This window comes from Sphingobacterium sp. UBA7625 (assembly GCF_002484085.1).
In the GTDB taxonomy this organism is placed as follows: domain Bacteria; phylum Bacteroidota; class Bacteroidia; order Sphingobacteriales; family Sphingobacteriaceae; genus Sphingobacterium; species Sphingobacterium athyrii.
Window position 1 is genome coordinate 20,061 of the sequence record NZ_DLJD01000029.1, and the last position, 13,824, is coordinate 33,884.

Here is a 13,824-nt window from a genome sequence, read left to right on the forward strand (position 1 = left end):
CGTAATAGATATAAAACGAGTCCCTTGGAAAAGAAAAATTTGAATAAACTGTTTGAGGATTTTATTGCCAATCGCTGTTCGCCCGAAGACATTGAGCAGCTGATGCAGCATTTTGATTCGCCAACAAGCCTAGATAATCTGCGCAATCTGATTGAACAACAGCTTGCGGTACAGCAATTCGAAACGTCCCCCCAAGCTGTTGGATCGATCGTTTGCGCCGTTGATAAGAAAATGGCAATGACCATGTTGAAATATCAAGCAGGAGAAAAACAAAAACGAAAAACACAAAGAATATGGCGATTTGTTTCAGCCGCCGCCGCGTTAATCCTTTGTATCTTGGCCGTACTTTGGCAATACAAACCAGCTATACAGAAAGATACAATACAACAAGCTGAAAAAACACGCACTCAGGAAATTCGTCCAGGAAAAAACCAGGCACGTCTTACGCTATATAATGGCGAAAAGTTAAACTTTGACCAACAAGGGACCGACAATAAAAAAAACAGTACGGCCAATCTCAATTACGACAACGGAAAGTTAGTGTACGGTGGAAGCCCTGTCGAAGAAACGATTCAGTGGAACGTCCTTGAAGTTCCTAAAGCCGGAACCTTTGAAATACAGTTGCCTGATGGATCGACAGTGTGGGTAAACGCCAATTCCAAACTCTATTTCCCCAATCGTTTTCCAGCAAATGAACGATCCGTCAAAGTGGAAGGAGAAGCTTTCTTTAAAGTACAAAAAGATAAAAAACGTCCATTTAAAGTCCAAACTGGAGATCTTAATATTTCAGTCTTAGGAACATCCTTCAATGTACGTGCTTATCAAACCAAGCATATATCCACGACACTGATCGAGGGATCCGTCCAACTGACATATCACGATCAGCGAATCATCATGACGCCGGGGGAAAAAGCATTTATAGACGCAAAAAATAAGCTCCAAATCCAAACAGTAGATATTGAAGGCGCGACGGCATGGAAAGAAGGATATTTTTATTTTAAAGATGAATCATTGGGTAAAATATTGCAAGATGTAAGTAATTGGTATGATCTGAAGGTCAGCATAGCCGGAAATTTACCGGGCGGTCGATATAGTGGTAGTATGGATCGCAACAGTAATCTAAGTGGCGTACTCAAAATGCTCTCCACAGTTGCTAACCTTGATTTTATTCTTGATGGCAATCATCTTACTGTTAAATCAAAAAACAAAAAAAATTAATCGCCTATGATAAGAAGTTAGTACAATAAAAATACGGAGATGGTGGTAGCATCTCCGCAATCTGTTCAAAAAAGCTGTTCAAAAAATTATTAAACAACCTTAATTCAAAATTATGGAATATTTCTGTGATCGTAAAGAAACAATACGACTATATCGTTTTTTTACGGGCCATTATCTAATCATTAGAAGAATGAAACTGACGATCATCTTCATCTTGTTCTCAATTGGGTTAAACGCCAAAACAAGTGGACAACAAATCAAACTATCAGTCAAGCAGATGCGTTTGGAAAATGTACTTAAAAAGATAACCCAGCAGACTGATTATAAATTTTTCTATTCAAGCGATCTGATCGACAATACAGAATCGGTCAGTCTATCGGTAGAGGAAGCTTCCCTAGAAGAAATATTGGAAAAAATTCTTACACCGAGGGGGCTGAGTTATCAAAAGATGTCACGAACAATCACAATTACTGCCGCCAATAAGCCACAACAAATTGAGATTTCGGGAACTGTAAAAGATGATAAAGGACCACTTGCAGGGGTTAACGTCTATACCAAAGCCGACAACAGAATCGGGACAAGAACAGATGCGGATGGAAAATTCACATTAAGAGTACCTGCGAATTCAACACTTATTTTCAGTTTTCTAGGCTATGAGCGAAAAGAAATCGTTGCGCGAGATAAGGAGCTTCATGTGGTATTAAATCAGATCAGCAACGCAATGTCCGAAGTTGTTGTAACAGCTTTAGGTATCAATAAAGAGAAACGTAAAGTTGCTTATGCCGCACAAGATGTCAAAGGAGAAAGCCTGACTGCAGCCCGGGAGCCTAATGTCGCCGCCAGCTTGGTTGGAAAGGTCGCTGGCCTACAGATAAAAACCAAATCGACCTTGTTTGAGAATCCCGAGATTAGCCTGAGAGGTGGGAAAGCGACAATCGTCATTGATGGGGTACCTGCGCCTGATGGCTTTGATATGTGGAGCATAAACGCGGATGACATTGAAAATATCACCGTCTTGAAAGGAACTGCCTCATCGGCTTTATATGGTTCAGTAGCACAGAATGGAGCCATTATGATCACCACAAAAAAAGGGAATGGTGGCAAGGCGGGCATTGAGCTTTCCTATAATTCGAGCACAGAATTTCAGGCTGGTTTCTTGCGCATTCCCAAAACGCAACAGGATTACGGCATGGGTTTCAATGGTAAATATGCCTTTGTAGATGGTAAGGGTGGTGGTATCAACGATGCCTACGGTTATGTTTGGGGGCCCAAACTGAATCAACCAGATCCGTCGACAGGAAGTGGCTTTGTGGAGATACCTCAATATAACAGCCCCTTGGATCCGATAACGAATAAGTTGACACCGCTTCCATGGATTACCAGAGGAAAAGACAACTTAAACAATTTTCTCAATAATGGTTTAATTACAACACACAATGTGAGTGTTGCTGGATCGACAGACAAATCGGACTACCGCATTTCACTGTCTCACCTGTATCAAAAAGGACAGGTGCCCAATACAAAATTAAATTCAACGACCTTGAGCCTCGCAGGTAAGCTGAAACTGAATAGTAAACTTGAAGCTGAAGCGACTTTATCGTACAACAGGCAATACTCACCCAATTATCCAAACAGTGGTTATTCACCGGACAATTATCTTTATAATATTGTTTTATGGATGGGGCCTGATGTTGATATCCGTGATATGCGGAGTTATTGGAAGCCGGGCCGGGAGGGACTGGAGCAGCTGACTTACAACTACAGTTGGTATAATAACCCTTGGTTTTTGGCCTACGAGAAAGAAAGAGCCTACACGAACGACGTAATTGTTTCGCAAGGAAATATCAAATATAAGTTTAACAATGACCTAAAATTACTCGTTCGCGGTGGCATTACCACAAACTTTGCAAACAGTGAAAGTCGTATTCCCTATAGTTATATTAACTATGGTACGGATGCCGCTCCTTATGGCAATTACAGCATCAATCGTGATAATCAGATGCGCTTTGTCAGCGATGCCTTGCTGACCTATGACAAAAAATTAAGCCAAGATTTCACGGTTACAGCGAGCGTCGGCGCAAGTACACGATTAGATCAATATAATAAATTGGAATCCAAAACTACTGGCGGCCTTTCCGTTCCGGAATGGTACAATCTTGACAATTCAAGAGATCCTGTCCGTTCTACGAATGAGCGAATTGAAAAACAGGTGTATGGTGTCTATGGTTATGTTGACTTAGATTACCACAACATGGCGACATTAAGTTTGACCGGACGGAATGATTGGACTTCAGCGCTGCAATCTCCTTATAACTCTTATTTTTATCCTTCAGCCTCCCTCAGTCTGATTATTTCCGAAATGTTCCATTTACCTAAAGTAATCTCATATTTCAAATTACGCGGTGCTATAACAGATGCCACTACCGATATCAACGCCTATAGTGCACTGTTAACATATGAAATCGGTAGTAGATGGAACGGTAACCCTTCATTGTATCTTCCTAATACCTTACGTCCTCCGGGATTAAAACCCAATAAAACAATCTCTCAGGAATATGGTGCAGAATTACGCCTGTTTCGTAATCGTATCGGATTAGATTTCACCTACTTTAACTACGACAGAACGAACAATGTAGTAGAGGTACCACTCTCTGAAGCTTCCGGTTTTGCCAAACTTCAACTAAACGGGGATCGTTATCGTCGGAGAGGTATCGAACTTGTTGTTTCGGGGACACCAGTACAGACCCAGAACTTCAAATGGACGACCACATTGAATTATTCCCGTTTACGAAACACGGTAATTGAATATTATGGTGGCGAAGAAATTCGTGGTGGGGTGAAAGTAGGGGAACGAATGGATATCTATCGCGGCTGGGCATGGCAAAAGTCTCCTGATGGACAGATTGTACATGAAAATGGTATCCCACAGTATATTAATCAAGAGACCAACCTCGGGTATGTCCTCCCAAATTGGGAATTCGGTTTCCAAAACAGCTTTCAATATAAAAATTTCGGAGTTTCTTTTGCTTTTGATGGCCGTATTGGTGGAAAAATATACAATGGTTTAGAGGCAAAAATGTATGAAGGTGGAATGCATCCCAATACCGCAAACAGTTACCGGGACGATGCTTATAACGGAGAAAAGACATACCTTGCCGGTGGCGTAACACAAACGGGCGGCGAAGTTAGTTATGACGCACAGGGAAACATCACTGCTGATACACGCACTTTTGCACCAAACACAACTAAAGTTAACTATATAGATTGGGTGTTTGCAAAATATACCAATGGGATCGACGAATCTGTAAACTATAGTGGAACCTTCGTGAAACTGCGTGAAGTAACATTGACGTATCAAATTCCGTCCCACTTATTGACAAAAAGCCCTTTTAAAGCAGCTAGTATTTCTCTTGTCGGACGAAATCTAGCCCTTTGGGCGAAAGTTCCCTTTATGGATCCTGATGGCTATAACGGTTTGACAAAAAATAATAGTGTTTCCCCACAGACAAATAGTATTATTTTCCCTGAACCCACTATCCGTAATATAGGTTTCAACGTCAATCTCAAATTCTAAAAGCAAGAACTTATCATGAAAAAAACATATATATTATTGATCGTAAGTATACTCGCATTGAGTATGGGTTGCAAAAAATTTGATTATTATCAAGATAACCCCAATAAACCAACCAAAGCTACACCAGCTTTATTAATGACCTATATCTGTCAGAATATCTTTAACAACAATCCCATCAGTGCCGCTTATGCCTCAAGACACCTCACTTATTATGAGCGACCGAACGAGTCCATCAATTACAATTGGAATCGCGGCTCTTTTGACGGTTATGGCGGCTTACGTCAAGTACTCAAATTAGAGGCTCTTGTTGCGGATAACAAAAATTTCCAAGGACTTGCCCATTTGTTCCGTGTAATCTATTTCACCCAGCTGACGGAAACTTTTGGCGATATTCCGTATACAGATGCCTTGAAGGCCGAGCAGGATGGGCGCACGCCAATCTATGACAAACAAGAGGATATTTATACCGGATTATTGCAGGAGCTGGAGGAAGCTAATTCCCTGTTGGATGCCGGAAACGGAATTATCGACGGCGACGTTGTCTACGCCGGCGACGCCAATAAATGGAAAAAATTCGTCAATGCTTACCGGTTACGTCTACTGATCCATCTTTCGAAGAAAGAAGGCCAATCGAAAATAGCGATCAAACAGCAATTTCAATCTATCCTTAGCAACCCGGCTAAATATCCGTTAATGACAAGTCCTAGTGATAATGCCCAATTGGTATTTAATACAACTGATCCATCAAACTATTATCCTACTGCGGGTTCGCTAAGTGTTTCAACCTTAGTATCGCTCGAACAATCTTTTGTCGAAATGCTACAGCAACGAGAAGATCCACGTTTATTCTCCTTTGGAGATCCAGTCGCTGGCAAAACAGCGGGAGTTTTCGCAAACTATAAAGGAGTAGATGCAGGCCTTTCTCCGGCAGATCAGCAAGCTAGTGCTGCCCAATCGTCCCTGATTGCCCGCAGATTTGTCGACCTCCGTAATCCCATAAACGAACCGATGATCTTCTTAAGTTATGCGGAACAAGAATTTATTATTGCCGAGGCCATTCAACGGGGTTGGATAACCGGAGATATGAACGACCATTATCAAAAAGGAATAACCGCATCAATGGCCTTCTATAAAATAACTGGAACGATTGTCACGGATTACCTTAATAAAGATCTTGTTAAATTAACCACCGGTGACCCTTTAACAAAAATATTGACACAAAAATACATTGCTTTCTACATGAATTCAAGCTGGGAACCTTTCTTTGAACAACGACGCACTGGAGTCCCCGTGTTACGAGTTGGCCCCGGAACGTTAAATGGAGGTAAAGTACCCAAACGTTGGCAATACCCACTTTCCGAGTCACAATATAATGAGGCGAATCTAGATGAAGCTGTAAAGAGACAATTTGCTGAGGGAGATAACGTGAATGCCAGTATGTGGCTAATCAAATAAACTAAAACATGGATACTAGAAGAGATTTTTTAAAAAAGGCAGCTATGCTTGCCGGGGGAGCATCACTTTCCCAAGTGCTCCCAGCGGCTATCGCAAAGGCTATGGCTATTGATCCGGCTCTAGGTAGCACATTTTATGATGCTGAACATGTGGTTCTGCTGATGCAGGAAAACCGGTCTTTTGATCATGCTTTTGGTACGCTACGGGGTGTCCGCGGCTTCAATGATCCAAGAGCCATCCGTCAACCAAACAATCACAAAGTATGGTTACAGACACAAAAAAACGGGGAAACATACGCTCCTTTCCGACTGGACATTAAAGATTCAAAAATCACATGGATGGGTTGTCTTCCACACAACTGGACCGACCAGACCGATGCGCGAAACAACGGAAAGATGGATAAATGGCTAGATGTCAAACATTCCGGATTTAAGGAATTTGCAGATCTGCCCCTGACCATGGGCCATTATACACGGGAAGATATCCCATTCTACTATTCACTCGCGGATTCTTTTACCATCTGCGACCAGCATTTCTGTTCCAGTATCACAGGTACAAATCCCAACAGACTTTATTTTTGGACAGCTAATATCCGGGAAAACCTGAATGGAAAAGCATTGGTATGGAATGGCGATTCTGAATTTAGCGGCAAAGCAAACTGGAAGACTTTCCCAGAGCGACTTTCAGCGCTGGGTGTAGACTGGAAAATATATCAAAATGAGATTTCCTCAAGCAGTGCGGGATACAGTGGTGAGGCCAATAGCTGGTTGGCGAATTTTGGTTGCAACCCGATGGAATATTTCCCTCAATACCAAGTCAAATATAGTTCCCGATACAGGGAGCTCCTCACAAGGAAAAAAGAGGAACTTGACAAAAAAATAGCTGCAACAACGGCAAAAGATACGCTTGAAAAGCTGCATAAGGAACATGCACATATAAACGAAGAACTGCAACAATACAGCGCAGAAAATTTCGAAAAGCTTGATGAACGGACCAAAGATATCCATCGCCGTGCTTTCGTCAATAACAGTGCGCAGCCCGGTTACATGGAACTCGAAACCATGCACTATCAGGAAGGTGATCAGCAACGGGAACTGCAGATCCCAAAGGGCGATGTGTTATATCAGTTCAGAAAAGATGTCACTGAAGGTAAACTACCAACGGTATCCTGGCTTGCACCGCCACAACTTTTCTCAGATCATCCCGATTCGCCTTGGTTTGGTGCTTGGTATGTCAGTGAAATCATGGATATCCTCACACAAAATCCCGAAGTCTGGAAAAAGACAATCTTTATTCTTACCTATGATGAGAATGATGGTTATTTTGATCATTTCGCGCCCTTTTCAGCCCCAAACCCTTATGAAGCAGAGAGCGGTAAAGTATCCTCAGGCATAGATCCCAAATTGGAATTTGTCCGTCGTGACGAACAATATTACCCAGAAAGTGGGAGAGAAAGCAATATAGGTCTGGGATATCGTGTCCCTTTGATTATTGCTTCGCCCTGGACAAGGGGTGGATGGGTAAATTCTCAGGTATTTGATCATACTTCGAGTTTACAGTTTTTGGAAAAATTTATTAGCCATAAAGTCCATAAAGAAACCAAGGAAACCAATATAAGCAGCTGGCGGCGTACAGTTTGTGGAGATCTCACCTCTGTATTTAGGCCTTACCATGGGGAAATCATCAAAAAACCGCTGGTATTGGAACGTCAGCTTTTTATCAAAGAGATCCACCAGGCAAAATTCAAAGGGCTCCCAATGGGATTCAAAGCATTGTCAACTGCGGAGATCGAACAGATTGAAAAGAATCCCGCACTCTCCCCCTATTTTCCAAAGCAAGAAGAAGGACTTCGTGATTCTTGTACTCTTCCGTATGAGCTGTATGTACATGGCGAATACCTACCTGAAGGAAAGTATCAGCTGACGTTTGAAGCGGCTAATACGATGTTCGGTGCGCGTTCTGCAGGTTCACCTTTTACGGTATACCATCGCAGGTCTTATAAGGGCGAAATCGGTACCTCCCGTAACTATGCCGTATCTCCGGGGGATCAGATCTCGGACAGCTGGTCTATCCATGCATTTGACAAGGAAATGTTTCAACTTGACGTACATGGTCCTAATGGGTTCTATCGTATGTTTAAAGGTGATACGCAACGCCCAAACATTAAAATTCGCTGCACCTACGAGAAAAGTAGGGATGAGCGGTCATTTACAGGTCGTCTTTCCTTCACTTGTATAAATCAAGATAGCAAAAGCCATCGTCTTTTGCTTGAAGACATCAGCTATGGTGGAGATAGAAAGGAATTCGAACTCAAGGCCGGAGCGTCAACAACAGTGTTATTCGACCTTTCCAAACAAAGCTTTTGGTATGATTTCCGTGTCAGCTGTAAGAATGACAGTGTATTTGAAGAACAATACGCAGGTCGTATAGAAGCTGGAAAAAGTGGAAAAAGCGATCCGCTATTAAGCCGATAACAACTGAAACGGGGTTATTTTGAGAAAGAGATAACCTCGTTTATCAGTTATTTATAAAGAAAATAGATGATCAATCTAAAATCAACTCGTTTAAGCCATAATTACTTAGCAAAGCCCCCATCACTATTATTCTTGTATACGACGAATAACGTGATAGAATCCTTTATATAGTAAAACTGCGCCAACAATCAAAAAAACAGCTAATAAATATAAACTGATGGAGTTAATAAATAATAGACACATCATAACGGTAATTTTTGGTTTTTTATTTCTTATGTACAAGTTATAACATTTATCCAAAATATTACAAAAAAAAAATACAAATTTTCTCTACTTTTGTTGCGATGAGGAAAATTGCATTGTTTATCGGCTTGTTTTTTTATTTGCTTGCGGCAAGTGGTGCAACTTTACACTTTCATTTTTGTCAGGGTGAAGCGCAAAGTGTTTCATTAAGCCAAAATCAAACGGCTCATTGTCCACTATGTGCTAAGTCGGATAAAAAGCAGCAAAATCACTGCCATCAAGAAGGCAGTTGTAAAGATGTCGTTATTGCTGCTCAAAAGGTCGATGACTTTAACAGATTATCACAAACCCTTAATTTCAATAGTTTCTCTCCGGCAATTGTTACACTGCATTGGATATATAATTATTATCAATTTCCTACCGATGAGGACGATTCATCGAAATTAAGTGCTAATCAGAACACCGTAATAAAAAGGTACAGTCCCGCTGTATTTATTCTTAATCAGAGTTTCAGAATTTGATTCTTTTCTTTTTTTTGATTTTTAATCAAAATAACTGTCGATGATTCTACCTTCGACCTTACATGCTATGCGCGATTTTTTTCAGGCCGTACATTATCAAATAAACTATGAATCAAATTTTAAAAAAAATATATACAACGACTCTTTTATTCTTGTTTGCCCTGGCATTCGTGCAGGCGCAAAGCGATAGTAGCCGAACGCTTACCGTAGCTGGCAACTGTGCCATGTGCAAAAAGAGAATTGAAACCGCTGCGAAACTACCTGGTGTTGAAAGCGCCGTATGGAATACAAGCGATAATTTGCTACATCTTAAATACAATGCTCAAAAAATTGAACTGGAAACCATCAAAAAGAATATTGCACTGGTCGGACATGATGTCGAGAACTTGATTGCAAGCGAGGAATCCTATGCAAAACTCCATGAGTGCTGTATGTATCCAAGACTGGAAAACGGAAAAGTTCCCGAAAAGAAAGTGGTTTCTACAGAAGATGGGCACCACGATCATCCCCATACCGTCACAGGTGTTGTTGTCGAAGAAAATGAAAAAGGAGATCTAAAACCTATCGTTGGTGCCAATTTACATTGGGCGAATTTACCGACCAGAAATACCAGAAGTAATGAAAACGGTGTATTTAAGCTTGATCACAAAGAGGGTTTTGACAAATTAGTCGTCAGTTATGTCGGGATGAAATCCGATACAATCACGATCAAAGACCTGCATGAGGTCGTCATGATCATTGCGAAGGGAAATGTACTCATGGAAGTCGAAGTCAAAGGAACACGTCGGTCGAATTACATTGACCGGATGACACCAGCTCGACTGGAAGTTCTCACAGGAAAAGAATTATTTAAAGCTGCATGTTGTGATTTAAGTGAAAGCTTTGAGACCAACGCTTCAGTGGATGTCATTAGTGCAGACGCGGTAACCGGCAGTAAACAGATTCAAATGCTGGGTCTTAGTGGTATATATACACAATTGACGGTAGAAAACTTGCCTGGACCACGTGGTTTGGCCTCACCATTAGGACTTAATTCCATTGCCGGTACCTGGATTGAATCCATTCAAATCGCCAAAGGAGTGGGCTCTGTGGCTAATGGGTACGAAAGTATGGCCGGTCAGATCAATGTCGAGCTGAAAAAGCCACAAAATTCTGAAAAGCTATTTTTTAATGCCTATGCAAATAACATGGGACGTACCGATGTGAATTTAAATCTATCTCAAAAAATAGGTCAACATTGGTCTACATCGGTGTTATTACACGACAACTTTATGTATAATAAGTCCATGAACTTTAGCCACAATGGATTTAGGGATGTGCCCGTTGGCAATCTTTTCTCCGGAGTAAACCGTTGGTTGTATGAGAATGGCAAAGGTCTGATGGTTCAGTTCGGCGTCAAGTATTTAAATGACGATCGTACTGGCGGGCAAATAGATTTTGACAAAAAAACAGATAAGGGCACGACGAATCGTTATGGACTTGGTTTCGATATTGAACGGGTTGAAGGTTTTGCCAAAATAGGCTATGTATTTCCAGAAAACAAACACCGAAGCATTGGCCTTCAATTGGCTGGTTCCAATTATAATCAAAAAAGTTATTTCGGGTTAAAAAATTACAACTCCGAACAGCAAAATGGTTATGCCAACCTATTATTTCAGGATATTATAGGTACCGTAGCCCATAAATATCGTGTGGGCGCCTCCATCAATTACGATAACTACGATGAATGGTATTTAACCAATCAAAATTTCAAACGGAAAGAAGTCGTTTCAGGTGCATTTGCAGAATATACCTTCAGTCCATCCGAAAAATTTGATGCGGTAGTCGGACTGCGCCAGGACTATAATTCATTATATGGCTGGTTCACTACGCCGCGGTTGAATGTACGCTATGCTCCTATTGCCGGAACGACATTCCGCGCAAGTTCAGGTAGAGGTCAACGCACCGCCAATATTTTTGCTGAAAACACGGCGGTGTTAGCAAGCAGCAGGAGATTGATCATTCAATCTCAGGATATCTACAATAAAGCTTATGGTTTGCAACCAGAGGTATCTTGGAATACAGGGATCGCGGTAGACCAAAATATGCGCATCTTTGGAAGGGAAGCCTCCGCCTCCATTGAATTCTTTCATAACAGCTTTTCCAATCAGGTGGTGGTCGACTACGAAAATCCAAGAGAAATCAGTTTTTACAACTTAACCGGAAAATCATTCTCAAATAGTTTACAGACAGAATTTCGGTTTATGCCAGCGCCACATTTTGAAACACGATTGGCTTACCGTCTATTGGATGTCCAGACCGACTTTCAGAGCGGAAGAAAAACAAAACCATTGTTGGCAAAACACCGTGGTTTCGTCAATTTAGCCTATAATCATCATTCCGGATGGAGCTTAGATTATACCTTGAATGTGGTCGGACCGAAACGCATCCCTTCAACCATGGATAATCCAGTTGAATACCAGATGCCGACCGAATCAAAAACGTACGCAACGATGAACGCACAGATCAGCAAAACTTTTGGAAAAGATAAAAACTTTACCGTATATGTCGGTGGTGAAAACCTGTCCAATTATTTCCAGAAAACACCCATCCTTGCGGCGGACCAACCTTTCGGAAACTATTTTGATACCTCCATGTTATGGGGACCTTTAACAGGGCGCATGTTTTATACAGGCGTTCGATATTTCATAAAATAGAATCATTTTAACATAAAAAAAGCGGCTCTGCCGCTTTTTTTATGTTAACTTCTTCAATTCTTGATATAATCGCGCCGTCGGAAGTCCCACGACATTATTATATTCACCTTCGATCTTCTCGATAGCAATTAAACCGATCCATTCTTGAATACCGTAAGATCCAGCTTTATCAAGCGGTGAAAAATGAGTAACATAATAATCAATTTCTTCTCGATCCAATACGTGGAAATGCACTGTTGTCGTTTCGACAAAGGATTGCACGACACCTTGCCAACGTATTGCTACCGCGGTAATGACCACATGTTTATTTCCGGATAGGTCTGCCAAAGTCTGCTTAGCTTCCGCTGCATTCTTCGGTTTACCTAAAATCTCACCTACGGCCGACACAACAACGGTGTCAGCACAGATCACCAAGCCATCTGTTTTATCTGCAAAAGCCTGTACTTTTTGCAGTGCAATCTGACGAACAGCTTCACTGGCAGAAAGACTCGGATCAACATATTCATCCGTCTCCCGCACCTCTACTTCAAAGGTAATGCCCAATCCCGATAAGAGCTGCTTGCGTCTCGGAGACTGGGACCCCAGGATAACTGTTTTGTTCTTTAAATTTTCTAACATCGTCAAATACTTTTTATCGTTTCGTCCTCATACCAATTTCCCTGCATTTTAAGTACCTTTTCAATCAGTTCCCGTACAACCCCTTTTCCCCCATTGAAAGCCGAGATATAATGTGATATCTTCTTGATCTCTTCCACGGCATCTGCCGGCGACACGGCCAAACCAACAGATCGCATGCAACTAAAATCAGGGATATCATCACCAATATACATCAATTGATCAAGTCCCAGATGATAATCTTTAGCTAACGCTTGCAATTTCGAAAGCTTATCTACGACACGCGAGTGAATTTCTTTCACGCCCAATCCCTGTAAACGGCGCTCCACCCCTATGGAAGCCCCGCCAGTGATGATAAAGATCGGATAACCTTTTTTAATGGCCAATTGTATGGCATATCCATCTTTTATATTAAAAGTCCGCAGCTGCTCCCCAGCTTCATTCACCTGTACAGTTCCATCTGTCAATACCCCATCCACATCCAATACAAATCCTTTTATTGTTTTAAATTCAGTCAATACCATTGAAATATATTTTTGTAAAAATAAAGCATTTCCGCTAAATATACGATTCCCCTCCACCGCCCCTTTTTTCTCAGTTTACGCCATAAAATTATTCAAATAAGCCAAAATATCATTTATATGTCACAACATAGTTGTATCAGCAACTTATTATAAAAAACATTTGGATGGAACCCGATATTTAGCGTATCTTTGTAGAAGATAATTAAAGGTTATCTGGCTATGAAAACACTAACAATACTGTTCAAACAAACAATTTTGTTTAAAGCAGCATAAGATTAAAAAAACAATCAATTTAGTTTTTCATGGCAAAAAATACGGCAACTAATTAAGTTTAGTCGCCCTTAAAAAGTCTTTTCATAATTTAGGTTTATAATTGGTTAGTAACAAACCCTGGTGCCCATCATCAGGGTTTTGTTTTATTAGGACTTTTTATTCCTTTATGCACAATATTGTATTTATTTGCTTTTTTGACTATTTTAGGAATAGCAAGTTTTTTTGTTATTT

At 41.0% G+C, this 13,824-nt stretch carries 8 protein-coding genes; 6 read left to right on the forward strand and 2 right to left on the reverse strand.

Translation table 11 applies throughout. The features are described 5' to 3' along the window. Window positions 1-24 precede the first annotated feature (24 nt). The 6 genes from B4G94_RS13390 (at window position 25) to B4G94_RS13415 (ending at window position 12,181) form a co-directional block, all read left to right on the forward strand. On the forward strand, window positions 25-1,218 hold the full coding sequence (locus B4G94_RS13390) for a FecR family protein (protein WP_286859492.1): 1,194 nt from the start codon (window positions 25-27) through the stop codon (window positions 1,216-1,218). 190 nt (window positions 1,219-1,408) lie between these two features. Then, window positions 1,409-4,792: a SusC/RagA family TonB-linked outer membrane protein gene (locus B4G94_RS13395; RefSeq protein ID WP_286859494.1), complete on the forward strand. Its 3,384-nt coding sequence runs from the start codon at window positions 1,409-1,411 to the stop codon at window positions 4,790-4,792. Between the two features lie 15 nt (window positions 4,793-4,807). Next, window positions 4,808-6,247 carry a SusD/RagB family nutrient-binding outer membrane lipoprotein gene (locus tag B4G94_RS13400; RefSeq protein ID WP_286859496.1) on the forward strand — a complete coding sequence of 480 codons (1,440 nt, stop codon included), beginning with the start codon at window positions 4,808-4,810 and terminating at the stop codon, window positions 6,245-6,247. Window positions 6,248-6,255: 8 nt separating this feature from the next. Further along, entirely contained in the window at window positions 6,256-8,721 is a 2,466-nt protein-coding gene (locus tag B4G94_RS13405) for a phosphocholine-specific phospholipase C (protein ID WP_286859498.1), read from the forward strand. A 344-nt stretch (window positions 8,722-9,065) separates the two neighbouring features. Then, complete coding sequence (locus B4G94_RS13410) at window positions 9,066-9,485, forward strand: HYC_CC_PP family protein (RefSeq protein WP_286859500.1); 420 nt, start codon at window positions 9,066-9,068, stop codon at window positions 9,483-9,485. A gap of 107 nt (window positions 9,486-9,592) precedes the next feature. Next, complete coding sequence (locus B4G94_RS13415) at window positions 9,593-12,181, forward strand: TonB-dependent receptor domain-containing protein (protein ID WP_286859501.1); 2,589 nt, start codon at window positions 9,593-9,595, stop codon at window positions 12,179-12,181. A gap of 39 nt (window positions 12,182-12,220) precedes the next feature. On the opposite strand, the gene B4G94_RS13420 is transcribed toward B4G94_RS13415, so the two are convergent. Both B4G94_RS13420 and B4G94_RS13425 read right to left on the reverse strand, forming a co-directional pair. Continuing rightward, a complete protein-coding gene (locus B4G94_RS13420; RefSeq protein ID WP_108635938.1) occupies window positions 12,221-12,799 on the reverse strand; it encodes a Maf family protein in 579 nt (192 codons plus the stop codon). 2 nt (window positions 12,800-12,801) lie between these two features. Beyond that, complete coding sequence (locus B4G94_RS13425; RefSeq protein WP_286859503.1) at window positions 12,802-13,320, reverse strand: KdsC family phosphatase; 519 nt, start codon at window positions 13,318-13,320, stop codon at window positions 12,802-12,804. Window positions 13,321-13,824: the final 504 nt, after the last annotated feature.